The organism is Enterobacter sp. 03-F-07-AD-ECC (genome assembly GCF_047530935.1).
Taxonomy (GTDB): Bacteria; Pseudomonadota; Gammaproteobacteria; order Enterobacterales; family Enterobacteriaceae; genus Enterobacter; species Enterobacter cloacae.
Window position 1 is genome coordinate 240,953 of record NZ_JBLKBZ010000003.1, and the last position, 24,277, is coordinate 265,229.

The following is a 24,277-nucleotide window of genomic DNA, read 5'->3' on the forward strand; positions in this document are numbered from 1 at the left end:
TTCACTTAAACCTCACTTTTTGTGAGATTTTATAATTGATTGATTTTAAATACTTTCACAATGAAATTACCTGCAAAGGATGATCTGTTAACGCCCACTTAAGTCGCACCGCCTGCCCCCCCCTGGTGCAATTGACCCCATCCACGTCTTCCTGCCCCCGTTTTCCGTACCGCTAAATCCCGTCTGGAAAACATCGGCATGATTAAATATTGCGCAACATTATTTTAACCTGGTGTTTATCCCGATTTTCGTTAAGTCCGCTGAAGTGGCGTAATCCCTGCAATACTTAACGCAGTATCATGTGATACGCGATCCCCGGGAGCATATTTTGAACAGGTTACCTTCCAGCGCCTCGGCTCTTGCCTGTACCGCGCACGCACTGAATCTCATTGAGAAGCGAACGCTTGATCATGAGGAGATGAAACAACTTAACCGAGAGGTCATCGATTACTTTAAAGAGCACGTCAATCCAGGTTTTCTGGAGTATCGCAAATCTGTTACCGCCGGCGGGGATTACGGAGCCGTAGAGTGGCAAGCGGGAAGTCTGAATACGCTTGTCGACACCCAGGGACAGGAGTTTATTGATTGCCTGGGTGGTTTTGGCATTTTCAACGTGGGGCACCGTAATCCAGTAGTGGTTTCCGCCGTACAGAATCAACTCGCGAAACAACCTCTCCATAGCCAGGAACTGCTCGACCCGCTTCGCGCCATGCTCGCGAAAACGCTGGCAGCCTTAACACCCGGCAAACTGAAATACAGCTTCTTCAGCAACAGCGGCACGGAATCGGTCGAAGCGGCGCTTAAGCTCGCCAAAGCGTACCAGTCGCCGCGCGGGAAATTCACTTTTGTCGCCACCAGCGGCGCGTTCCATGGTAAATCCCTGGGCGCCCTGTCTGCGACCGCCAAATCCACCTTCCGCAAACCGTTTATGCCGCTGCTGCCGGGCTTCCGCCACGTGCCGTTCGGCGACATTAATGCCATGCGCACCGTGCTCAGCGAATGCCGTAAAACCGGCGATGACGTAGCCGCGGTGATCCTGGAGCCAATTCAGGGCGAAGGCGGCGTGATCCTGCCTCCACAGGGCTATCTGCCTGCCGTACGTCAGCTGTGCGATGAGTTTGGCGCGCTGCTGATCTTCGACGAAGTGCAGACCGGCATGGGACGTACCGGCAAGATGTTCGCCTGCGAGCATGAGAACGTTCAGCCGGACATTTTGTGTCTGGCGAAAGCGCTCGGCGGCGGCGTAATGCCGATTGGTGCGACGGTTGCTACCGAAGAGGTCTTCTCGGTGCTGTTCAACAACCCGTTCCTGCATACCACCACCTTTGGCGGTAACCCGCTGGCCTGTGCGGCCGCGCTGGCCACCATCAACGTGCTGCTGGAGCAAAACCTGCCTGCGCAGGCAGAGCAGAAAGGCGACATGCTGCTGGACGGTTTCCGTCAGCTGGGACGTGAATACCCGGATCTGATCCAGGAGGCACGAGGTAAAGGGATGCTGATGGCCATTGAGTTTGTTGATAACGAAATCGGCTATAGCTTCGCGAGCGAGATGTTCCGCCAGCGGGTGCTGGTGGCCGGCACGCTCAACAATTCCAAAACCATCCGCATTGAGCCACCGCTGACGCTGACCATTGAGCAGTGTGAGCAGGTACTGAAGGCGGCACGTAAAGCGCTGGCGGCACTGCGCGTGAGTGTGGAAGAGGCGTAAAAAACGCCGGGTGGCGCTGCGCTTACCCGGCCTACAACACCAGCCCGGTAAGCGTTGCGCCACCGGGCTGCTTTTTATCGGTGAAACTCCGCCACCGTCATGGTAAAGCGCAGCACCTTTTTTCCCTCATTGGCATAGCCGTGCGCGGCTTCCGTTTTCGCCACCGCCGATGCCCCGGCAGCAACCTGCGTAACCGTCTCATCCACCGTCAGGGTTAATATGCCTTCGTTCACGTGCAGCAGCTCAAAGGTGCCCGCCGGATGCCCCGAAGAGGTAAAACGCTCTCCCGGCTGCATCTCCCACTGCCATAGCTCAATCATATCCGGGCCCGCGGTTCCTGCCAGCAGTCTGGCGCGTCCGCCCTTTTCCCCCTGCCACAGCACCGGGATCGCGGCTTCTTCGATAACGTGCACCAGCGGCTCGCTGGAGACGTTAACGATATCCGCCACTGAGATACCGAGCGCGGCAGCCAGCTTGCACAAAATGGCGATGCTGGGGTTGGCTGCGCCCTTTTCGATCTCCACCAGCATGCCTTTGCTGACGCTGGCACGCCGCGAGAGCTCATCCAGCGACAGTTTTTTCTCTTTACGCCAGTTGCGTATGCGGTTCGCTACGGCCAGGCTTACCTGGGTGATATCGGCACCCTGCTCAGTCATTATATTGACTTTTTCAGTCATTGGTCACTACCATGGTATAAAACAGTCAATACAGGATTATTTATGTCTCTCGTTACGCCGTCAATAGACCCGCGCCTTGCCGCAATTGCCCCGGGCTTTCGGGCGCTGAGCATTCTGGTGGAAGCTGCGCCGGTTACCCACCCGGAAGTCGCTCCGGCCGTGCTCACGCAAGCCTGCCAGCAGATGCTTAATGATGATGTGCCGTGGGCTGACGCGCACCTTTCCGGCTGGGATGAGGTATTTAAGGCCTTCGGCGCAAAACCGAAACGTACGCCCTGCTCGGCATCCGCCTTACGTAAGCGGGTCTTAAAAGACGGCTCGCTGCCACCGCTCGATCCGGTGGTGGATATCTACAACGCGGTGAGCATTCGCTACGCCATCCCGGTTGGTGGAGAAAATCTTGCGACTTATTCAGGCGCGCCGCGCCTGACGCTGGCGGACGGCAGCGAGCCGTTTGATACCTTCAAAGAGGGGCAGCCGGTGGTGGAATACCCGGAGCCGGGCGAGGTTATCTGGCGCGACGACCTCGGTGTTACCTGCCGTCGCTGGAACTGGCGCCAGGGTATACGGACGCGTCTTGACAGTCAGGCGCAAACCATGTGGTTTATTCTGGAAAGTCTGCCGTCAATGCCGCTTACGGCACTGGAAGAAGCCGGAGCGGATCTGATTGATAACCTGCAACGTCTGATGCCGGGTGCAGTGGTGCACAGGCAGTTACTGACCCTGTAAGAGGATAAACAATGTTTCGTGGAGTCAGCGCATTTCCGTTAACGCCCCTGAAAAACGGCACGTTTGATGAGCAGGCCTTTACGCATCTGCTCTCTCCCGTGGTTGAGGCAGGCGTCGATTCACTGGGCATTCTTGGCTCGACCGGGAGCTATGCCTATCTGACCGTTGAAGAGCGTGCCCGGGTGACACGCTGTGCGGTGGAACATGCCGGTAACATACCGGTTATCGTCAGCATCGGCGCAATGCGGCTGGACGATATTCTGCGTCTGGCTGACGACGCGCAAACGGCCGGAGTCTCCGGCGTGCTGATGGCACCCGTGTCGTACCAGCGATTAACGGATGAGGAAGTATTCAAGCTCTATGAAACGGTGACCCGCCAGCTCTCCGTACCGCTGTGCATTTACGATAACCCTGCCACGACCGGTTTTGCGTTTAGCGATGAATTGCTGTTTGCCGTCGCGTCTCTGCCAAATGTGGGCTCCATCAAGCTTGGCCGCGTGCCGGAGGACCTGTCGCAGGTACGTGCCCGGCTTCCTGATACGGTCACACTGGGTATCGCCGGTGACTGGCGGGCAGCTTCAGCCCTGCAGGCCGGGTTTGACGTCTGGTATTCGGTTCTCGCGGGGTTGTTCCCAAAATCGGCGCTGGCGATAGCGCGTTCGGGGAAAAGTACAGAGTCAGAACGGTTAGAGCCGCTATGGGATCTGTTCCGTCGTTACGGTAGCGTAAGGGTCATCGCGGCAGCGGCGGAAATGAGGGGAAAAGTGGCAACACCCGGCTTGCCGTTCCCGTTGCAGGCAATTCAGGGAGAGCCGCGCGAGGCGCTTTCAGCGATCCTTGCGGAATTGGAACTGGCCTGAAAAACGCCGGGTGACGCTGCGCTTACCCGGCCACACCGCATCATTCATAAAGTAATCCATTCTCAGGGATGGTTGAGAAAGCAACGTCCCCGCCCTCGCAGTTTGTCCTCTGTCTACGTGTAATTAACCCGGTAAAAATACGTCTTCTCAACTCTTAATAGAAATCAGAACATTGAATAATAGTAGCGCTAAAATTATAATGCTTAGATTCATTTGCGAGGACGTTTAAGCTATGCAGTACCTACTTGACGGGATAGTGCATTATAATGATGAATCGCGCATTTTAACCGATAATAAACGCGAAGTTGAGCTTTCACTGGCGACGTCGCGATTATTAAATGCACTTATTGACGCCAATAATTCTCAGGTCAGCCGTACTGAACTCCTTGAAAAAGTCTGGGAAGAACATGGTCTGGTTGCTTCTGATAACAACCTGAACCGAAACATATCTCTGTTGCGAAAAGCATTTCTTGAATTCTCGCTTGAAGACAAAATCGAAACAATACCAAAACAAGGATTTGTACTGCACTGTCAGTGTACTCGTGTTAGTACTACACGTAGTAGCACGTACGAAAAATTTAAAAAAATCTGTTCCTCCCACAAAGGTTTTTACATTAGCACAATAGCATTAACCGTTTTAATGGTGAGCACCATCACTGCCTTTTATTTGTACCATTTAAACGATAGCACTATGCATAAATATAAGTCAGTCGGATTATGCGATGTCTATACTGACGAAAATGGCGTCAAACAAGAGAATATTGACTCATTTTTTAATACAAATTTAGGGCAAAGGATCGCATTAAAATGCCAGCAATATCCCAAAAATATCTATTTTGATGACAACAGAGCGCCTTTAAAAAGCAAGGTGTACTCAACTCACATTGCCCTGTGTGGCAAACAAAATACAGGGAAAGGACATGAATGCGAAAACTTCGTCAATATTAACAACAATTAATATTGTTTTATGCCTGTTGATGCTTCCCTTGCTTGCAATGGGAATATACAAGCTTGTTGGTGTTTATGATTACCTACCGATGAACTGTATGTCGACGGTACATATCAACTATGAAGATTCAAATAATGTCCAGCAAGGGATTAATGGAAATATCAAAATTGTTTTCCACATTACCAACGATGGTCTCGTCACGGTCAGCGAATACGGCACGTTGAACTATTATGGTAAAGAGTACCTTGTCGATCGTACAGGAAACATGACCATTGACACAGACGTGCAAAACGGATTCCATAAAGTTACGAAAGGTAAATTTCTTGCTAATCCGCAGGATAATGCACCTTCTGTGCTGGTTGAGAAACTCACCTCAAGCCAGCCTGTCCTGCACTATAAGATCCAGAAGCTTGACACCAAAACCTGGCGAATAAGCGATTTGCAGCGTGCCATATTTATTTGCCGAAAATGAGTTTATTGACGCAAGCACATGGCTCATTGTGCTAATGTTATGAATGCAAGACAGATGTATAGATTGTTAAATCAAAAAATAAAACTCGCACTTAACTCTTAACAAAAATCCAACCAGAAAGCAATTGGAGCAACCATACGTTCATCTAAACAAACACTCTACACGCCAAAAAAAGCAGAATAAAAACCTTATTAAATGTGATTTTTCTTGATTTAATTCTACTTCCTCTGTTTTTCTCATACTCTTCCCTTCACTTCTTTTATTCTGCATTTTTTTATTTTGTATTTCTAATATCCCTCATAAAAGAATTGTTTGAATTTATTTCGAAAGTATTATTTAGCCAACTTTTGGTGACGATGCTTTTATCTGTAAAGCATAGAAATCCATTTCATAAAATGTCAAAAACCCTAACAGGCGAAGCAACAAAGTGAGAGGAAGATATGCGCGTGTTAATATTAGATCCTAATATTATAAATCAGCATTATTTGAAAACCCAAATTGAAGAGGCAGGTATTTTAACTGATGTATCTTCGAGTATTGAGGAAGTGGAAATGTTTATGTTTTCAAATAAAGCTGAACTCCTGATTATGGCATCTGAAACGCTTTCCACTACTGAGTTACAGGCGATTCGTAAGTGGCGACGCGAAGGGCGCACTATCCGCATCATGATCCTTAACAGCAGCAACGATATTGAACACAAGGTGAAAGCGTTTGAAAGCGGTGCTGACGATTATGTTGTCAAGTCTAGTCATATTGAAGAGATTATCATCAGAATTTGGGTTTTAGTACGCCGGAATTATCTCACCCCTTCCAGCCGTATTACTGCAGGTAATTTAGAACTCGACTTAAACAGCAAGGTACTCTTCATCAACAAGCAAAAAATTCGACTGACCCGTTTTGAATTTGAAATTATGAAGCTACTGGTGAAGAACAAAGGTAAGGCGCTGAGCAAACGTAAAATCATGAAACATCTCTACCACGACTGGATGGGTAAAGAAAACAATACCGTCGAGGTGCTTATTGGTCGTCTGAGAAAGAAACTGGCACCCTACAACAGCGGGCAAATCAGAAATCAAAGAGAAGAGGGTTATTATTACGATCTAAACGGTGCGATCTGAGTAACAGCCAGCTCCTGTGCTGCCTTGATGGCATAAAAATTAACTTCATTTAAGTACGGTATATTTAACGCTTTTAAACTCACACTTCATCAATCACAGCTTCATTGTTAAGAAAATTATATGAACAAATCTACGACCAATACGCTATCGCTTTGGTCTTTAACGACGCTTGTCGTCGGAGCGATGATCGGAGCGGGTATATTTTCATTACCTGCTGCATTCGGACGAGCAACCGGTGGGCTTGGTGCAATTATTGCCTGGGTGATTGCCGGTGGCGGTATGCTGATGCTGGCATTTGTATTCCAGAACCTTGCGCAAAGAAAGCCTGAACTCAATGCGGGCGTCTTTAGCTACGCTAAAGCCGGTTTCGGCGAATATCCGGGCTTCATTTCGGCACTCGGTTTCTGGGCGGGTACATGTATCGGCAACGTATCCTATTTTATTTTAATTAAATCAACATTAGGCGCTTTTTTCCCTGCATTTGGCGAAGGTAATACGCTGCTGGCAATCGCTGTCTCATCAGTTGTTTTATGGTCTTTTCATCTCCTGGTATTGCGGGGTATTAAAGAAGCGGCCTTTATCAATACCCTGGCCACCTGTGCCAAGATCATCCCTATTTTTGTATTTATCGCCATTCTGATAATGGCATTCAAAAAAGAGATGTTTATGCTTAATTTCTGGGGCGGGGCCGCCGGAGAGCCACCTCTCTTCAGATCAATCTTTTCCCAGGTCAGAAGCACCATGTTGGTGACCGTATTCGTATTCCTTGGAATCGAAGGGGCAAGTATTTACTCGCGTTATGCAACTAACCGGAAAGACGTTGGCCTGGCGACCGTATTCGGCTTCATCGGGGTGCTGTGCTTACTGATGTTAGTCACCATGCTTTCTTATGGCGTTATGCCCCAGGCCGAGCTGGGAGCCTTACGGCAACCTTCAATGGCCGGTGTTCTCGAAAGCATAGTGGGACGCTGGGGTATGATTTTCATCAGCGTGGGGTTAATTATCTCTGTCCTCGGAGCCTATCTTTCCTGGTCATTGCTCGCCGCTGAGGTTATTTATTCCGCGGCGTTGAAAAAGAGCATGCCTGCTGTTTTTGCACGCGAGAATCGCTGGCGCGTTCCCTCTTCAGCCGTATGGTTGACGAATATCTCGATACAGCTGTTCTTAATTATCACTTTTTTCAGCGATTACGCATTCCTGTTAGCCCTTGAGCTAACCAGCGCGATGACGCTTATCCCCTATCTTCTGGTTGCCGCGTATAGCCTGAAGCTGGTTATTACACGAGAAACCTACGAACAGTGCACAAAGGGATATTATAAAGACCTGGTGATCTCTGTCATTGCCACTGCCTATGCCTTTTTGATGATTTATGCCGGCGGATTAACGTATGTGCTGCTGTCCGCCGTTATTTATGCGCCTGGCACACTGCTTTATTACATTGCTAAGCGTGAGCAAAACAAAAAAATATTCTCTGGTACGGAACGAATATTATTTACCGCCATCGTGCTCGCGGCTTTGGCCTGTATTTATGGAATTATAAACGGAAATATTACCATTTAATTACTCTCTTAAGGAGACACTATGCAAGATATACCACTGGGTGTTCACTCCGAGGTCGGCCAGTTACGCAAAGTGATGGTGTGCGCCCCTGGGTTAGCACATAGCCGTCTTACACCGGGCAATTGCGACCGCCTGTTATTTGATGATGTCATGTGGGTAGAGCGTGCCCGTCAGGATCATCTCGATTTTATTAACAAAATGCGCGGATGCGGTGTTGACGTTGTTGAGATGCATGATCTGCTCTCCGAAACGCTGGCTAACCGTCAGGCACGCAACTGGCTCATCGAACAGCAGATTACTGCTGATGAAATCCCGTTGGGTTTGCTTAATGAAACACGCTCGTTCCTGGATTCGTTACCCGCAGATCGGCTGGCTGAGTTTATGATCGGCGGGCTTTCAACCTATGATTTGCTGAACAGACACAGGGGCGATAAAGAAGAACTTGAACTCGTCGGAAGAGCGACAGGGCTGCGTGAATATTTGCTCCCGCCGTTACCGAATACGCTTTATACGCGAGATACCACCAGCTGGATTTATAACGGGGTTACGCTTAATCCCCTTTACTGGCAGGCTCGCCGTGAAGAAACGTTACTGACCACTGCTATCTATAAGTTCCATCCGGACTTCACCCGTCAGACGATCAATACATGGTGGGGAGATCCAACGCGTTATCACGGATCCGCCACCCTTGAAGGCGGCGATGTTATGCCTATTGGCAACAAGACCGTTTTAATCGGTATGAGCGAACGAACGTCCTATCAGGCCATTGCCCAGCTTGCATCTGCCCTGTTTTCGAACCCGTTTAGCCATGTCGAGCGCGTTATTATTGCCGCGATGCCGAAGCTCAGAGCGGCGATGCACCTGGATACCGTATTCACCTTTTGTGACAGAGATTTAGTGACGCTTTATCCCGCCATTGTTGATCAAATCGAAGTCTTTTCACTGATTAAGGACGACTCCCCTGGCGGAATGCGTCTGGAGCATTATTCAGAGCCGTTAACAGAGGTGGTAGCCAGGGCACTCAATTTACGCTCGCTCAGGGTCGTTGAAACCGAAGGCAATGTTTACGACACCGAGCGTCAGCAATGGGATAGCGGAAATAACGTGGTCGCCATGTCTCCAGGTGTCGTTATCGCCTATGACCGCAATACCAAAACAAACGACCGTTTGCGTAAAGAAGGCGTTGAGGTCATTGAAATTGTTGGGAGTGAATTAGGGCGTGGACGCGGTGGCGGCCACTGTATGACATGTCCATTAATTCGTGATGCCGTTGATTACTCATAAGGAAGAGAGATGTTTACACGTTCTGTTTTAATTTTGGCCGGTTTGCTGGCATTGGCTGGCTGTACTGAAAAACCCGTTGGTTCTGCCCATCATGCAAGTGCTGCGCTTTCCGGTCAGGTGATGGCACTGTCGCACGGCACAATCACAGGGGTGAGATACATCACAATCCAAAACGACACCGGAAGCAGCGCTGCCGGTACAGTCGGGGGCGCGTTGATTGGCGGTGCTGCCGGTAATGCTATTGGTGGCGGAAGCGGCCGTCTGCTGGCGACGGCTGGCGGTACCGTTGCTGGCGCGATGGCAGGACAGTCGATACAACGAGGAATGGCGCGACATAATGCGGCTGAACTCTTTATTCGTCCTGATAACGGGCAAGAGTTCGTTACCGTGCAGCCCGCCCGTGAAGGTGAATTTGTCGTAGGGCAACGTGTAAATATTACCTCGCATCGCGGTCAGGTAACGATCTCTCCAGCTCAATAACACGCTTTATCATATCTGCCACAATAGGATAATTGTCCTTTTCATTAAGGATGAAAATTTTTTGTGGCAGGTTTTTATGTTTTATTCATTCCATGTGACCATTTATATCCTTAAGAAGGCATCATTGTGACGACTCATCTATTACAATTTTGGAATATGGCAGCCACCCTGTTTTCTATATTCTTTTTTATTGCGTATCTGTTTGTTATTTTCCAGATCGTTACTGATTTATTCCGTGACAATACACTCAACGGCTTCTTTAAATCGCTTTGGATAATGCTGTTACTTTTCATCCCGCTGATCACCTCTGTTTTTTATCTCATTCTGAGAGGTAAGGGAATGGCCAAAAGACAACGTGCTTACAGACTGGATGCGAATGCCGCAGCACAATATAGTCTTTGTAAATCACCAGCGGAACAAATATCAGACGCCAAAAAACTATTAGACCAGGACGTTATTAGCCAGGAGGAGTTCGAACTCCTTAAAAAGAAAGCCATAAATTAAATCACAATGACTAAGGATGGCGTAATATCCAACCTTAGTCATTTCGTTTTAGAAAATCAGTCATCTCTGGCGCTATTAACAATTCGTCTCATGTTTTGTTAATGCGCTGGCCTATTTATTATTTTTAACTACTTTTATCCACTGGAGTGTTCGCAATGAAAAGCACTACCCCCTGGCAGCCCTGTAAGGAAAAAATCGACTTTATCGGCGGCTTTTATCATTTATTTTTGTTGATTTGCTCTGTTTTACTCTGGAGCGGGTTACTTCTTTTTGCCACACGTGCCTATGGCCAGACTCATGCTGATGAAAATGCAGCAAGCTGGGGCAGCAGGATTGTTTCCGATATTACGCAAACCTGGACAGATTATGATAGCCACGATATTTATCTTCCTTTTATCAGCTGGCATAACCGGTTCATGTACGATAAAGAAAAGACCGATCGCTATAATGAAATGCCCTGGGGTGCCGGAGTGGGTGTTTCTCGTCATCACAGCAATGGCAACTGGAGTGCACTGTATGGAATGGTGTTTAAAGACTCACATAATGAGTGGCAACCGGTCACCGGCTATGCATGGGAGAAAGGATGGCATCCAGGCCAACAAAAAGATTTCAGGTTGGGATTAGGGGTGACCGCCGGGATAACGGCGCGTAAAGATATGGGCAACTACATTCCCTTACCGATTATATTCCCGCTTTTTTCAGCGAGTTATAAAAATGTGAACATCCAGTTCACCTATATTCCTGGCACCTATAATAACGGAAACGTACTCTTCGGGTGGTTACGTTACAACCTGTAGCAGGGCTCAGCCCTGCATTACACTCTCGGTCTTTTTACTATCAGCGCAGGAAAGGAAATTTTTTAAGAGAAGAAGGAAGAAGAGTATCTGGATAAAAAGGAGGGTAAAGAAAAATGACTGGATTATATGCAACGACTCACCGCGAGCGTAGGGCTCGCGGTGAGTGTTTGTTTAGAATTGAAGTGCGGCGCCCAGGTAAGCACCATCAAGCAGCGTATGATTAGGCGTACCGGATTTACCATGAACGCTAATATGACGGTAACCCGCTTTGAGTTTCACCTCATCTCGTACCTGCCAGGCCAACCCAGCATCAACTTCAACATAGTTTTCGACGGCATTGTTCAGGCCACGTGGCGCGGTATACCCTTCCCCATAGGCATACACCTCATCGCTAAAATGGACACGAACCCCGCCACCAATCGGTGCCGCAAATCCATTATCACCTTTCTTAGGCGCCATATAGATGGCCTTGGCACCTGCGTAAAGATCGGCTTTACCCAGAGACACCTGATAACCCAGGCCGACACCGCCAGAATTACGGCCATCATTATAATTGTTAGCCCAGTTTGCAGTATAAAAAATACCGGTCGGCTCTGGCGCAATCAGTGCATTTAACTCCGTATGTTGTGTACCTAACTGAGCGCCAATTTCAGCGGCGTTAGCACCAACAGAAAGAGCTGAAAGAATTGCCACTACTGTGAGTGTTTTTTTAAACATTTGTTATCACCTAATCTACATTAAAAAAAGAAGTCAGAACCTTAAACAAGCTCTGTCTGGTGGCTTATTTTAGGGGGCGATGTTATATGAAGTTCAAACAAACAAGAGATCCTCACTCACAATACTCTCATTCATTAATCATCGAGGTGACAGCTGCGTACGCTATAAAATGACGTGTGTTTAAGTTCCATCTATCTTTTCGCACTAGAATGCCTATTTATTTTCACCGAAACCAGTGAGGAAACCATGTTCCCGGAAGAAAATATCAGACGGCCCAAAAAACCAAACTTTATCCGTTATCTTTTTCTGTTCAACCTTTTATTGCTGCCCCTTTTCATGATTGTGGCACGCCTGGTCTGGGGACAGGATTTCTTTTCTGTTTCTCCCAATGGCGCTTTGTTCTGGCCGGGTGCTGTCTCGCACGTTTTGTTGCTGGGCGGGGTTTGGTTGTTTTTAGATGTTCTGTTTATGATTTGGTTTTACCTTACCAACAAAAAAAACTGAGGAGCAACGCTTATGCTGCTATTTATTTCATGGCTATTTGCATTAGTTGGCAGTGAATTACTGCTGTTACAGATCAATTCAGTAAGCATTATCATGCCTCTCTTATATTTATCTATGGGGATAATGTATTTATATCAAAAGAATAAAATAAGGAATATGTTATGGCTGGATGCAAACTTAAAAAAAACACGCATCCTCAACCTCAAGGTTCTGTTTGTGGCAGCGCTTAGTATTATGTTATCTATCGTCGCGCATATCAATTTCGCCATTAACTCCTTGCTGATCATGCAATGGTTAAAAGCATAGTTTATGCGATGTCCATATCTTTATTCTGTGCCCCCATCATCAACCACGCTGCGCTTTAAAACCTAAATACAGCAGATATCAGGTTGAATATCTATGTTTAGAGGATTTATGCGCAAGAAAAGTATTAGAGTGTTGAAGTGTTGTATTTTTATCCTTTTGGGCTTCACGCTTTGTGCAATGACAGGCTTGTTTTATTGGGTACAGCGTAGCGGCGAACTCCAGCCCTGGCATACTTTTGTCCCTAATGAATTACGCGAACACGAGATCGATCGGGCCGACTGGGATGACTATATCAATGCTGAAAACGCCCTCTTCATGGAGGTGCATAACAATGTCGTTATGAAGCAAACCGATCAGGATACAACGAGTTTAAATCGTTATAACCCGTCAAGCCCGGTATTTCCGGACACCCTTCCCACAGACTGGAATCGATCCTACATCATGCGCCCACAGGCGGAACCGAGAGGGGCTGTCGTGTTACTGCACGGACTTACGGACTCCCCTTACAGCCTGCAGCATATTGCCCGGCTCTATCAAAAAGAAGGGTTTGTCGCCATCGGGATCCGTCTACCTGCCCATGGTACCGTACCCGGGGCATTAACGGATGTAAAATGGCAGGACTGGCTGGCAGCAACGCGTCTTGCGGTGCGCGAGGCAACAAAAATGACCCATGCGGATGCGCCGCTGCATATTGTTGGTTTTTCCAATGGTGGGGCGCTGGCCATGAAATATGCCATCGATGCCCTTGATGATGAGAGCCTGAAGAAGCCACAACAAATTGTCCTGATTTCTCCCATGATAGGCATAAGCCGCTTTGCTCAGTTTTCGGGAATGGCCGAATGGACAGCCTTTCTCCCGGCCTTTTCTCGTGCGGCCTGGTTAGGTCTGGTACCAGAATTTAATCCTTTTAAATATAACTCTTTTCCCGTGAATGGTGCGCGGCAGGCTTATCTTCTGACTGAGACATTGAAACGGGACCTTACGCGACGCAAGTCATCGGCTGGCTGGAAAGACCTTCCTCATGTGCTTACGTTTCAGTCCGTTCTTGATTCCACAGTCAGTACCCGGGCAGTGCTGGACGTGCTCCATCATAATCTACCGGATAACGGTAGCGAACTGGTGTTGTTTGATATTAATCGTGCGGTCAATTTTCGTGCACTGTTTCGCCACTCTTCGGATCGCGCGCTATCACACTTACTGGCAACACCACAGCGTACTTACACGACGACTATCGTCAAAAATGCCTCTTCAGAGAGTATGAACATGGTCGCTTCGACGCACTTAGCACACTCAACAACAGCAGACGTGCAGCCCCTTAATGTGCGCTATCCGAGAGATGTTTTTTCTCTATCTCATGTCGCCCTCCCGTTTCCTGTCCATGACTCTTTATATGGAAGTGAACCCTATGAACCGAATCACTATGGTCTGAGTCTGGGTGTTTTACGCGTCAGAGGGGAGCGAGCGGTATTGCTGGCAGATATGGACTCCTTAATGCGTATCACCTCGAATCCGTTCTATCCCTATCTGATTGAAAGGATTGCTGGCGTCATAAGATAAAAGAAGAGGCGTTTTTTAACGTCAGCTCATCGTTGGGGATAGATGAAATAAAAGACAACCGGCGCCAGAGTATAACATCCGTTATTCTTCGCCTCTTTTACCACTATCCCCATTGAATCGCTGGCTGCCGGTTAATTTGTCACTCCGGCAGTAGCCCCACAAAACTGCGTTTTTTGCGCGGCTCCGACATCAGCTCTTCGAGCTTATCCACGCAGGCCAGGTAGTGCGGCGTTTTTTTATGCGCCAGCACCGCCTCTTCGTCTTTATAGGCCTCGTAGATAAAGAACCGGGTTTTCACCCGGGGGTCCTGCAACACGTCAAAACGCAGGTTTCCCGGCTCCTGAATCGCGCCCTCGTGGTTGGCGCGAAACACCTCCAGAAACTCGTCCACCCGCTCGGGTTTGATGTTGATCTCCACTAACGTCACGTTCATTTCGCTTCTCCCTGTTTCTCTTCCTGCCAGAACTGGAACGCCTCCCGGGCGCTCATGTTCTCGTGAACCACTTTCTTCACCGCCTTCAGCATGGCGAGCGGAGCGCTGGACTGGAAGATGTTGCGCCCCATGTCCACGCCGGAGGCTCCCTGGTCAATCGCGCGCCAGCACATCTCCAGTGCCTCGTGCTCCGGCAGCTTTTTCCCCCCGGCGATGACGATCGGCACCGGGCAGCTGGCGGTCACTTTTTCGAATCCTTCATCCACATAGTAGGTTTTGACAAACTGCGCCCCCATTTCGGCGGCAATACGGCTGGCGAGCGAGAAGTAACGCGCATCGCGCGCCATCTCCTTGCCGACGCCCGTCACCGCCAGCACGGGCATCCCGTAGCGTGCCCCCGCATCCACCAGCTTGATGATGTTATTGATCGACTGATGCTCGAATTCACTGCCAATGTACACCTGCGCCGCCACCGCACAGACGTTCAGGCGCAGCGCGTCTTCCATTGCCACTGCCACGCACTCGTTCGACAGCTCGCCCAGAATTGAGTTACCGCCGGAGGCGCGCAGGACCACCGGTTTATTGGTGGCGGCCGGTACGGTGCTACGCAAAATACCGCGGGTACACATCAACACGTCGGTTTCGGCGAACAGCGGCGCGATAGAGAGATCGATACGCTCAAGACCGGTGGTCGGCCCCTGGAAGTAACCGTGGTCAAAGGCCAGCATCACCGTGCGGTTGCTTTTTGGGTTGAAGATGCGCGAAAGCCGGGACTGCATGCCCCAGTCCAGCGAGCCACAGCCCTTCAGGGTGAACGGTACATTTTGCTGCGGTGTACCAATGCCAAAATCCTTACCGTCTTTGATGTCGTCTAAATCAGCCATTTGCTCCCCCGTCAGAAATCGTATTTGTTGATGTTCTCTTTGGTGAACACCACGCGCTCTGGCAGCAGCACGATGCCGTTGCCTTTTGCTTCATACTGGTAGCCCTGGACGCTGTTCGGCTCGACCTTCAGCGTACCGATATCTTTTACCTCCACGCTGTCGCCGACGTTAAGATCGTCTTTTTTCAACAAACGATCGGCGACATTGACCGCAATTTTGCCCTGTTGCACCACATCCCACAGACCGAAGGCTTTAACCGTGCCGCGCTCGACGTACGGACGCATGACGTTAGGCGTACTGAATCCGACAATCGCCACCCCTTCCCGCTTCAGGTTTTCCGCCGCCTGCGCCGCGGCAGGCAGAGCGTTGGCATCCGGGGCGATGATCGCATCCAGATCCGGGTACGCTTTTAAGATCCCTTCAGCGGTTTGCAGGGATTTGGTGGCGTCGTTATAGCCAAACTGGGTGGTCACTATCTGCCACTGGGGATGATCTTTTTCGATTTTGGCCTTCGCCTCTTTCACCCACTGGTTCTGGTCGGTGACGGTCGGGCTGGAGTAGAAGAACGCCACTTTGGCATTCGGTTTTGTCACCTGCTTCCCGGCCATCTCCACCAGCAGGCCACCGAGCTGCTCCGGGGTACCCTGGTTGATGTAAATGCTGCGGCACTCCGGTTTGGTGTCGGAATCCCAGGTCAGCACTTTGACGCCGCGCTGCATGGCGCGCTTTAGCGCCGGGCAGAGGCCATCCGGCGACACGGCGGAGACAATAATGGCGTTATAGCCCTGGTTGACAAAGTTATTGATGAGCTGCACCTGGCCGGAGACGCTCGGCTCGGTGGGGCCGTCGTAGGTGACGTCCACGCCGAGGTCTTTCCCCGCCTCTTTCGCGCCGTTGCCGCCGCTGGTGAAGAAGCCCACCCCCACCAGCTTCGGGATAAAGGCGATGCGGTCCGCCGCCTGCGCCGAGGCGAAGCTGAGGGCCATTGCCAGGACTATCAGTTTTGTTTTCATCTTACGCTCCGGATAGTTTTCTAAAGAGAGAACGCACCCATTCACGGTGCAGACTCAGCGAACGTCCCATCACCACCACAACCAACAGCGCCCCTGACAGCGCGCTCGACACCTGGTTGGGGATGCCGACCATCTGTAACCCCTGCTGCAGGTACCCCACCAGCAGCGCTGCCAGTGCCGTACCGATAACCGAACCTGACCCGCCATAAATATTCGCCCCGCCGAGTACGGCAGCGGTGAGGGCTGGCATCAGCAGATCGCGCCCCAGATCCGAGCGCGCGGAACCGAAATAGGAGACCATCACCAGGGCGGCAATGGCCGAGGCGACGCCCACCAGGCCATACAGCGCGTAGGGCATGCCGTTAACCGACAGCGCCGCATAGCGCGCGGCGCGCGGGTTCTGGCCGATTAAGAACAGATGCCGCCCAAAGCGCCCGCGGTGGGTAATCAGCCAGAAGAAGAGCGTAATGAGCGCAAACAGCACCAGCGGAATGGGCAGACCTGACACGGTCAGGTTAGCGAACGCGGTAAAGCTGTCCGGGAAGCCGCCGATGCCCTCATAGCCCGTCGCGCCCGCCATGCCGGAGAGCAGCAGCGCCCCGCCGCCGTAGAGGTAGAGCGTGCCGAGAGTGATAACTAAAGGGCTGATACCCGTGTAGTGGATCAGCGCCGCATTCACCAGCCCGCACAGCAGGCCCAGCAGCAGCGTCATAGGAATGGCGACCACCATCGGCCAGCCCGATTGCATCATCACCCCCAGCGCAATGGCGCACAGGCCAATGGTTGAACCGAGGGAGATATCGATCCCGCCGCTGATAATCACCAGCGTCAGCGGCAGCGCCACAATGCCGATGCAGATAAAATCGCTGGTGCTGAACAGCAGCATGTTGATGTCGAGCATCCGCGGGTTGATGGCACCAAAGAGCAGGATCTCCAGCACCAGTAAGATCAACAGCGCGCTTTCCCAGTTAAGCTTCATTTACGCCACCTCTTTTTTGCGTTTGGGAAATGGGGTGACGTGCTTTCCCCCTCTGTTACCCGGCTGGAAGCGACCGTATTTCAGCGCCCGCTGATGACGCGCCAGCGCCTGGCGCAGACGCCCGTCGAGCACCAGCACGCCCAGCAGCACCAGCCCGGCGATAAAGTCATTCCACCACGCCGGGAGCTTAAACAGCACCAGTACGGTGTCGATTTGCGTCAGGAAAAAGGCCCCAAGCAGTGCGCCAATCAGCGTGCCCGTCCCGCCCAGCAGCGAAATGCCGCCGAGCACGCAGGCGGCGATGGCTTTCATCTCCAGCCCGCTCCCGGTCTGGTTTGGCACAAAGCCAATCTGCGCGGCAAAGACAATCCCGGCGCAGGCCGCCAGCATGCCGTTGAGAGTAAAGGCGATCATCCGCGTGCGGTTAACCGCCACGCCCAGCTGGCGCGCGGCGGCAAGGTTATCGCCCACGGCATAGAAATCGCGTCCAAACGCGGTACGCGAGAGCGCCCACGCGCCGATGGCGGCCAAAAACAGCACCACCATGCCGAGCGGCGAAATGCCCACGGCTACGGGTTCAGAGAGGGATTTCAGCCCCGGCGGTAACCCTTCAATCCACTTTCCACCGGTCCAGAGCAGCATCGCCCCGCGATACAGCCCCAGCGTGCCGAGGGTGGCGACAATCGCCGGGATGCGCAGCGCCACCACCAGAAACCCGTTGAACGCCCCTGCCAGCGCGCCGACAGACAGCGCGAACAGCATCGATACCGGCAGGCTGTAGCCATTGTTCAGCGCCACGCCGACGGCGATGGCGGAGAGCCCCACGGTGGAGCCCACGGAGACGTCAATATTGCGGGTCAGCATCACCAGCGCGGCGCCAAGCGCCAGCAGGATCAGGATTTGCGCGCTGGCGAAGATCATCCCCAGCGTCTGAAGGCTCAGGTACGCCGGATTAAGCGCCACCAGCACGGCAAACAGCGCCAGAATGGCGAGAAACGCGCTCAGCTCGCGGTTTTTCAGTAACGTCTTCATGATTGTCCTCCGAACGCCAGCGCCATCATCCGCTCGAGGCTGACGGCATGGCGCGGCAACTCGCCGCTGAGCACGCCCTGGTGCATGACCAGCACGCGATCGGCAAGGCCAGGAAACTCATCGAGATCGCTTGAGATCATCAGCACTGCCACGTTCTGCGCGGCCACGCTTTTGATGAGCTGGTAGATATCGGCACGTGCCGACACGTCCACGCCGCGCGTCGGTTCATCGACGATCAGCAGTAACGGGTTGGCTTCCAGACAGCGGGCCAGCAGCACTTTCTGCTGATTCCCGCCGGAGAGGGTGCGCACGGTTTGATCCGCATGGTTGAGTTTGATCCCCAGCGCACGGTGGTAACGCTCCACCACCGCGGACTCCCGCTTGCGCTGCTGCCAGAGAGACGGCTCGTTCAGCGCCACGGTGTTCCAGCGGATGGGTGCATCCAGGAACAGGCCGGACACCTGCCTGTCTTCCGGCAGATAAACCAGGCCTTTGTCCAGCCGGGCGCCCACACTCTCGTGAGTGATCTCCTGATTCTCCAGCCAGACCCGTCCGCCACGCACCGGACGCAGGCCGTAGAGCGTCTCGGCAAATTCGGTGCGCCCGGATCCGACCAGCCCGGCCAGACCGACGATCTCGCCTGCATAGATCTCAAGCGAGAGATCGATAAACCCCTCCCCGGTAAGATCGTCCACGCGCAATACCGGAAAATCCTGCGGCTGGGTGCGACGGTTTCCTGGCAGCGCCAGCCACAGTTTTTGCGCATCGCTTAAGCCTTTCTCCCGGCTCACCGGCGTCATGGCGGCAATCAGCGCGTTATCGTCGAACTGCGCGGTTTCCCCGCTGAGCACTACGGCACCGTCGCGCATCACCGAGACGTGGCTTGCCAGCTGGCGGATCTCCGGCAATTTATGCGAGATAAAGACGATGCCGACGCCCAGATCCTGCAGGGCGCGGATCTGGCGAAACAGACGTTCGGTTTCACCCGGCGTAAGGGAGGCCGTGGGCTCGTCGAGGATCAGGATCGTTGCGTTACGCATCAGACCGCGCAGGATCTCCACCATCTGCTGATCCGCCACTTCCAGCGTGCTGGCGGTGGCGTCGAGATTTAGCTGGCACTGCAGCTGCTGCAGCTTCTCCGTCAGCCGATTCTCTCTTTCCCGTTCACGCGGCAGGCGGAAAAGGATGTTTTCCCGCACCGTCAGATTGGGGAACAGGAGCGGTTCCTGAGGCACCAGATAGATACCTAACTTATGGGCCTGCACGGGCGTGAGCCGCGCATATGAATGACCTGCTACGGAAAGTTCACCGCTGTCCGGCGTCTCCACCCCGGCGATGATCTTCATCAGCGTCGATTTACCCGCGCCGTTCCCGCCCATCAGCGCATGCACCTGGCCCGCAAGCAGCGTGAAATCAATGCCTTTCAAAACCGGCACCCCGGAAAACTGCTTGCAGATGGCTCGTGCTTCGATAAGTGGGGTCATCATCGCTCCGCTATTGAACAAATGATTTTTAGATTTAATAATGTTCAAAAGCGTAGACGGTGAACTATATTTACAACCGTGCAGGGATCACAGTTTTATCGATTAAGATCCATCTGAGAAAGAAACTATCTAAATGATCCGTTTTGCCGCGTGGCTCACACTTTCGACCTGCGCCGTCACGAACATATGATCTAAATTTTTATAAGAGTTCAATTATGAGCGATAAACGCACTGCGGAAGAAGGTCGGTTTGCCGGGCTGGCACTGGCGGAAGAGGAGCTGGTTGCCCGCGTGGCCTGGTGTTACTACCACGACGGATTGACGCAAAACGACATTGGCGAACGGCTCGGCCTGCCGCGCCTGAAGATCTCTCGCCTGCTGGAGAAAGGTCGCCAGTCAGGGGTGATCCGCGTGCAGATCAACTCCCGCTATGAGGGCTGTCTGGCACTGGAAACCGAACTGCAGCAGCGCTTTGGGCTAAAGCTGGTGCGCGTACTGCCAGCACTGAATACCCCGCCAATGAACGTGCGGTTAGGCATTGGTGCCGCGCAGTCGTTAATGGGCGTGCTGGAACCCGGCCAGCTGTTAGCGGTGGGATTTGGTGAAACCACCATGAGCAGCCTGCAACATTTAAGCGGCTTTATCAGCTCGCAGCAGATCCGCCTGGTGACGCTCTCCGGCGGCGTGGGGCCCTATATGACCGGTATCGGCCAGCTGGACGCGGCATGCAGCGTCAGCATGATCCCCGCCCCGCTTCGCGTCTCCTCCGCCGAGGTGGCCGGGATCTTAAAACGTGAAACCAGCGTGCGGGACGTGATCCTCGCCGCAACGGCCGCCGACGTGGCGGTGGTCGGGATTGGGTCCGTGAACCAGCGTCGTGATGCAACGATATTGCGCTCAGGCTACATCAGCGAAGGTGAACAGCTGATGTATGCCCGTAAAGGGGCGGTCGGCGACATTCTCGGTTATTTCCTCACTGCCGAAGGAGAGTGCGTTGAGGAGCTGGAGATCCATAAAGAACTGCTGGGCGTCACGCTTGATGAACTGGCGCAGTTACCTACCATCGTCGGCGTGGCTGGCGGTGTTGAGAAAGCCGATGCGATTTACGCCGCACTGAAAGGTCGCCGTATCAATGGCCTGGTGACGGAAGAGACAACAGCCCGCGCGGTGCTGGCCCTGACGTAACGGGGTAAGCCCTGCGCTAACAACGAGGCAAACTCATGAGTTACCTTTTAGCGTTAGATGCAGGGACAGGCAGCGTGCGTGCCGTTATTTTCGATCTGCTGGGCAACCAGGTTGCCGTGGGTCAGGCCGAGTGGCAGCACCTGAGCGTGGAAAATGTGCCGGGCTCGATGGAGTTCGACCTCAATACCAACTGGCGGCTCACCTGCCAGTGCATCCACCAGGCGCTGGATCGCGCGCACCTGAGCGCGGCGGATATCCAGTCCGTCGCCTGCTGCTCCATGCGCGAAGGGATTGTTCTGTATGACCGCAACGGTGAGGCCATCTGGGCCTGCGCCAACGTCGACGCCCGCGCCAGCCGCGAGGTGGCCGAACTCAAAGAGATCCACGACAACCAGTTTGAATCCGAAGTGTACGACGTTTCCGGCCAGACCCTGGCCCTGAGCGCCATGCCGCGTCTGCTGTGGCTGGCGCACCATCGCCCGGATATCTATCGCAAGGCTGCCACTATTACCATGATCAGCGACTGGCTGGCGGCGAAGCTCTCCGGCGAGCTGGCGGTCGATCCATCAAATGCGGGCACTACGGGGATGCTGGATCTCTTCTCCCGCGACTGGCGGCCAGCACTGCTGGATATGGCCGGGCTGCGCGCCGATATCCTATCTCCGGTGAAAGAGACCGGCACCGTGCTGGGCGCTATCACTAAAGAGGCCGCGCAGCAGAGCGGCCTGCGTGAAGGCACCCCTGTGGTGATGGGCGGAGGCGACGTGCAGCTGGGCTGTCTGGGGCTGGGCGTGGTCCGCGCCGGGCAAACGGCGGTGCTGGGTGGTACCTTCTGGCAGCAGGTGGTCAATCTGCCGCAGGTGCGCACCGATCCTGAGATGAATATTCGCGTAAACCCACACGTCATCCCCGGTATGGCGCAGGCGGAGTCGATCAGCTTCTTCACCGGCCTGACCATGCGCTGGTTCCGCGACGCCTTCTGCGCAGAAGAGAAGCTGATCGCCGAACGTATGGGGATGGACACCTATTCCCTGCTCGAGGAGATGGCGAGCCGGGTGCCCGCGGGTTCGCATGGCGTGATGCCCATCTTCTCCGACGCGATGCATTTTAAGCAGTGGTACCACGCCGCCCCGTCGTTTATTAACCTCTCCATCGACCCGGAAAAGTGCAACAAAGCGACGCTGTTCCGCGCGCTGGAAGAGAACGCAGCGATTGTCTCGGCCTGCAACCTGGCGCAGATCTCACGTTTCTCCGGCGTTAACTTCGAGAGCCTGGTGTTTGCCGGAGGCGGTTCGAAGGGGGCGCTATGGAGCCAGATTTTAAGTGACGTCACCGGTTTGCCGGTGCGCGTACCGGAAGTGAAAGAGGCGACGGCGCTGGGCTGCGCCATTGCCGCCGGAGCCGGGGCAGGACTGTTTGCGGATATGGCCACCACCGGCGAGCGGCTGGTGAAATGGAGCCGCGAGTTTACCCCGAACCCCCAGCACCGGGCGCTGTACGATGGCATGATGCAGAAGTGGCAGGCGGTGTACGCCGACCAGCTCGGTCTGGTGGACAGCGGGCTGACGACGTCGATGTGGCAGGCACCGGGGCTGGTGCGTTCCCCCTCACCCCGCCCCTCTCCCTAAGGGAGAGGGAGATTAAGTCCCCTCTCCCTGTGGGTGTACGGTCCGGGGACATGGTAGACAGGTGTTCGGGGACATGGTGAACACTTTTTAACATCCTTTACCCATGGTGATCGACTTTTTCTTCAGGTCGATCACCCCCACTTTTGTGCTGTACCACCACACCTCGTAGCGGCCGTCTTCCTGCATCTCTTTCAGCCCGACCCGTTCTCCCCTGAATGCCTTGCCTGCGCTCAGACTTACCCCTTTCACGCTCAGCTTTCCGCTGATATCCACTTTCCTGACCATCACGCCCTCGTCATACTCCGGAGGTGTTGTGTTGCCGCTGTACTGCCGTGCAGACGGCTGATACCGCGAGCCCGGTACCGCCATGTCCAGCACCTCATGCGGGCGTTCAAGGTTATAGACCGTCCGCCAGTGGTCGAAGGCGCGCTGCAGTTCGCCCTCGTTCGCGAACCACTTACCCTGCAGCACCTCTGCCTTCAGGCTGCGGTGAAAACGCTCCAGCTTGCCCTGCGTCTGCGGATGATACGGCCGGGAGTGACCCACCCGGATACCGTGGCGCATCAGCCACAGCTCCAGCGCCGTCCAGGTGCCGGTGGTGTCTCCCCACGGTGAGCCGTTATCCATCGTCATCCGGTCCGGCAGGCCGTAGCGTTCAAACACGCTGACCAGCCGCTGCTGCACGGTCTCACGCCGTTCATCGGTACAGTGCGCCAGGCACAGGGAAAAACGGGAGTGGTCATCCAGCAGGGTGAGCGGATGGCAGCGGCCACCGCCAAAGGGAAAGTGGCCCTTAAAATCCATCTGCCAGAGCCGGTTCGGCGCGTCATGTTCGAACCGCCCCGTGGCGGGAATGCCCGGAGAAGTGCCCGGCAGCAGGCCGTGACGGGCCATCAGGTTATGAACGGTGCTGAAGGCGGGCATACGGTGCCCCTGGTCTTCCAGCCAGCGCTTTATCTTGCGTGCGCCCCAGCGTTCATGGCGGTCATGGGCCATACGCAGCAGGGCGGTGATGTCGTCAGATGAATGGTTCGGGGAATGGTGCGGTATGCGCGGGCGGTCCTGAAGGCCAGCGGCCCCTTCCTCCCCCCATCGGCGAAGCCACTTGTAGCCGGTGGCAGGTGAAATGCCGAAGCGACGGCAGAGGGAACGGATGTTCGCCCCGTCCTGCGAGGCGAACAAAACAAACTCGGTACGTAATGACATGGTATCTCTCGCATCCCAGGGCATAAGCGACTCCATAAACGGGTTCTTATGCCTTAGTTGTAAGTGTCTACCATGTCCCCGAACAAGTGTTCACTATGTCCCCGGACCGTACAGTGGGAGAGGGTTAGGGTGAGGGCATTATTTGAATCCCATCACAATCACTGCATTCCCCTTTTCCCTTTTACTTCGTGCTGGCTAAATTAGTAACTCAT

General features: G+C 53.2%; 25 protein-coding genes. 16 read left to right on the forward strand and 9 right to left on the reverse strand.

Features of this window, described 5'->3' with window-relative positions; all coding sequences use genetic code 11:
- Positions 1 to 328: 328 nt before the first annotated feature.
- Complete coding sequence (ygjG, locus tag ACMWKA_RS06280) at positions 329 to 1,708, forward strand: putrescine aminotransferase (protein WP_058678728.1); 1,380 nt, start codon at positions 329 to 331, stop codon at positions 1,706 to 1,708.
- Between the two features lie 74 nt (positions 1,709 to 1,782).
- Here the strand turns inward: ygjG and ACMWKA_RS06285 are convergent, their stop codons facing one another.
- Positions 1,783 to 2,385 (reverse strand): helix-turn-helix domain-containing protein, encoded by a 603-nt coding sequence (locus tag ACMWKA_RS06285; protein WP_058678727.1) that lies wholly within the window; start codon positions 2,383 to 2,385, stop codon positions 1,783 to 1,785.
- 42 nt (positions 2,386 to 2,427) lie between these two features.
- Here ACMWKA_RS06285 and ACMWKA_RS06290 point away from each other — a divergent pair, with 42 nt between their 5' ends.
- From ACMWKA_RS06290 to pagP, 10 genes are all read left to right on the forward strand, one after another.
- Complete coding sequence (locus ACMWKA_RS06290) at positions 2,428 to 3,114, forward strand: B3/4 domain-containing protein (protein ID WP_013098829.1); 687 nt, start codon at positions 2,428 to 2,430, stop codon at positions 3,112 to 3,114.
- An 11-nt stretch (positions 3,115 to 3,125) separates the two neighbouring features.
- A complete protein-coding gene (locus ACMWKA_RS06295) occupies positions 3,126 to 3,974 on the forward strand; it encodes a dihydrodipicolinate synthase family protein (protein WP_100168128.1) in 849 nt (282 codons plus the stop codon).
- A 232-nt stretch (positions 3,975 to 4,206) separates the two neighbouring features.
- Entirely contained in the window at positions 4,207 to 4,932 is a 726-nt protein-coding gene (locus tag ACMWKA_RS06300) for a winged helix-turn-helix domain-containing protein (RefSeq protein WP_023622408.1), read from the forward strand.
- Positions 4,895 to 5,395 carry a hypothetical protein gene (locus ACMWKA_RS06305; RefSeq protein WP_038985752.1) on the forward strand — a complete coding sequence of 167 codons (501 nt, stop codon included), beginning with the start codon at positions 4,895 to 4,897 and terminating at the stop codon, positions 5,393 to 5,395. Before ACMWKA_RS06300 ends, ACMWKA_RS06305 begins: the two co-directional genes overlap by 38 nt.
- 440 nt (positions 5,396 to 5,835) lie before the next feature.
- The gene (locus ACMWKA_RS06310; RefSeq protein WP_038420666.1) at positions 5,836 to 6,513 is read left to right on the forward strand and encodes a winged helix-turn-helix domain-containing protein; all 678 of its coding nucleotides are present in this window, start codon (positions 5,836 to 5,838) and stop codon (positions 6,511 to 6,513) included.
- Between the two features lie 120 nt (positions 6,514 to 6,633).
- Complete coding sequence (locus ACMWKA_RS06315) at positions 6,634 to 8,073, forward strand: basic amino acid/polyamine antiporter (RefSeq protein ID WP_100168129.1); 1,440 nt, start codon at positions 6,634 to 6,636, stop codon at positions 8,071 to 8,073.
- Between the two features lie 21 nt (positions 8,074 to 8,094).
- Positions 8,095 to 9,357, forward strand: coding sequence for an arginine deiminase (locus tag ACMWKA_RS06320; RefSeq protein ID WP_045293622.1), 1,263 nt, complete (start codon positions 8,095 to 8,097; stop codon positions 9,355 to 9,357).
- A 9-nt stretch (positions 9,358 to 9,366) separates the two neighbouring features.
- The gene (locus ACMWKA_RS06325) at positions 9,367 to 9,837 is read left to right on the forward strand and encodes a glycine zipper 2TM domain-containing protein (protein ID WP_038420668.1); all 471 of its coding nucleotides are present in this window, start codon (positions 9,367 to 9,369) and stop codon (positions 9,835 to 9,837) included.
- 126 nt (positions 9,838 to 9,963) lie between these two features.
- A complete protein-coding gene (locus ACMWKA_RS06330) occupies positions 9,964 to 10,341 on the forward strand; it encodes a zinc metalloprotease HtpX family protein (RefSeq protein ID WP_029883828.1) in 378 nt (125 codons plus the stop codon).
- Positions 10,342 to 10,496: 155 nt separating this feature from the next.
- Positions 10,497 to 11,138 (forward strand): lipid IV(A) palmitoyltransferase PagP, encoded by a 642-nt coding sequence (gene pagP / locus ACMWKA_RS06335; protein WP_020689405.1) that lies wholly within the window; start codon positions 10,497 to 10,499, stop codon positions 11,136 to 11,138.
- A 171-nt stretch (positions 11,139 to 11,309) separates the two neighbouring features.
- On the opposite strand, the gene ACMWKA_RS06340 is transcribed toward pagP, so the two are convergent.
- Positions 11,310 to 11,855, reverse strand: coding sequence for a YfaZ family outer membrane protein (locus ACMWKA_RS06340; RefSeq protein ID WP_100168130.1), 546 nt, complete (start codon positions 11,853 to 11,855; stop codon positions 11,310 to 11,312).
- A 246-nt stretch (positions 11,856 to 12,101) separates the two neighbouring features.
- On the opposite strand from ACMWKA_RS06340, the gene ACMWKA_RS06345 reads away from it, so the two are divergent.
- From ACMWKA_RS06345 to ACMWKA_RS06355, 3 genes are all read left to right on the forward strand, one after another.
- Positions 12,102 to 12,359, forward strand: a complete 258-nt coding sequence (locus tag ACMWKA_RS06345; RefSeq protein WP_023622126.1) for a hypothetical protein — start codon at positions 12,102 to 12,104, stop codon at positions 12,357 to 12,359.
- A 12-nt stretch (positions 12,360 to 12,371) separates the two neighbouring features.
- Positions 12,372 to 12,665: a hypothetical protein gene (locus ACMWKA_RS06350; RefSeq protein WP_020689402.1), complete on the forward strand. Its 294-nt coding sequence runs from the start codon at positions 12,372 to 12,374 to the stop codon at positions 12,663 to 12,665.
- 108 nt (positions 12,666 to 12,773) lie between these two features.
- Positions 12,774 to 14,222 (forward strand): alpha/beta hydrolase, encoded by a 1,449-nt coding sequence (locus ACMWKA_RS06355; protein WP_414760082.1) that lies wholly within the window; start codon positions 12,774 to 12,776, stop codon positions 14,220 to 14,222.
- 139 nt (positions 14,223 to 14,361) lie between these two features.
- Here ACMWKA_RS06355 and lsrG read toward each other — a convergent pair whose 3' ends face one another.
- The 6 genes from lsrG to lsrA are packed head-to-tail and all read right to left on the reverse strand — an operon-like array spanning position 14,362 to position 20,047.
- The gene (gene lsrG, locus ACMWKA_RS06360; protein WP_013098845.1) at positions 14,362 to 14,655 is read right to left on the reverse strand and encodes a (4S)-4-hydroxy-5-phosphonooxypentane-2,3-dione isomerase; all 294 of its coding nucleotides are present in this window, start codon (positions 14,653 to 14,655) and stop codon (positions 14,362 to 14,364) included.
- On the reverse strand, positions 14,652 to 15,539 hold the full coding sequence (gene lsrF / locus ACMWKA_RS06365; protein WP_029883832.1) for a 3-hydroxy-5-phosphonooxypentane-2,4-dione thiolase: 888 nt from the start codon (positions 15,537 to 15,539) through the stop codon (positions 14,652 to 14,654). Before lsrF ends, lsrG begins: the two co-directional genes overlap by 4 nt.
- Positions 15,540 to 15,550: 11 nt before the next feature.
- Entirely contained in the window at positions 15,551 to 16,552 is a 1,002-nt protein-coding gene (gene lsrB / locus ACMWKA_RS06370; protein ID WP_316371718.1) for an autoinducer 2 ABC transporter substrate-binding protein LsrB, read from the reverse strand.
- A 1-nt stretch (position 16,553) separates the two neighbouring features.
- Positions 16,554 to 17,531 carry an autoinducer 2 ABC transporter permease LsrD gene (lsrD, locus tag ACMWKA_RS06375; RefSeq protein WP_316371716.1) on the reverse strand — a complete coding sequence of 326 codons (978 nt, stop codon included), beginning with the start codon at positions 17,529 to 17,531 and terminating at the stop codon, positions 16,554 to 16,556.
- Positions 17,532 to 18,563, reverse strand: a complete 1,032-nt coding sequence (gene lsrC, locus ACMWKA_RS06380) for an autoinducer 2 ABC transporter permease LsrC (protein WP_129327523.1) — start codon at positions 18,561 to 18,563, stop codon at positions 17,532 to 17,534.
- Entirely contained in the window at positions 18,560 to 20,047 is a 1,488-nt protein-coding gene (lsrA, locus tag ACMWKA_RS06385) for an autoinducer 2 ABC transporter ATP-binding protein LsrA (protein WP_129327549.1), read from the reverse strand. Before lsrA ends, lsrC begins: the two co-directional genes overlap by 4 nt.
- 215 nt (positions 20,048 to 20,262) lie before the next feature.
- On the opposite strand from lsrA, the gene lsrR reads away from it, so the two are divergent.
- Together lsrR and lsrK are read left to right on the forward strand one after the other, a co-directional pair.
- Positions 20,263 to 21,231 carry a transcriptional regulator LsrR gene (gene lsrR, locus ACMWKA_RS06390; RefSeq protein WP_013098851.1) on the forward strand — a complete coding sequence of 323 codons (969 nt, stop codon included), beginning with the start codon at positions 20,263 to 20,265 and terminating at the stop codon, positions 21,229 to 21,231.
- A 35-nt stretch (positions 21,232 to 21,266) separates the two neighbouring features.
- Positions 21,267 to 22,859 (forward strand): autoinducer-2 kinase, encoded by a 1,593-nt coding sequence (gene lsrK / locus ACMWKA_RS06395; protein ID WP_094084852.1) that lies wholly within the window; start codon positions 21,267 to 21,269, stop codon positions 22,857 to 22,859.
- A gap of 87 nt (positions 22,860 to 22,946) precedes the next feature.
- Here lsrK and ACMWKA_RS06400 read toward each other — a convergent pair whose 3' ends face one another.
- The gene (locus ACMWKA_RS06400; RefSeq protein WP_414760083.1) at positions 22,947 to 24,101 is read right to left on the reverse strand and encodes an IS481 family transposase; all 1,155 of its coding nucleotides are present in this window, start codon (positions 24,099 to 24,101) and stop codon (positions 22,947 to 22,949) included.
- Between the last annotated feature and the right edge of the window lie 176 nt (positions 24,102 to 24,277).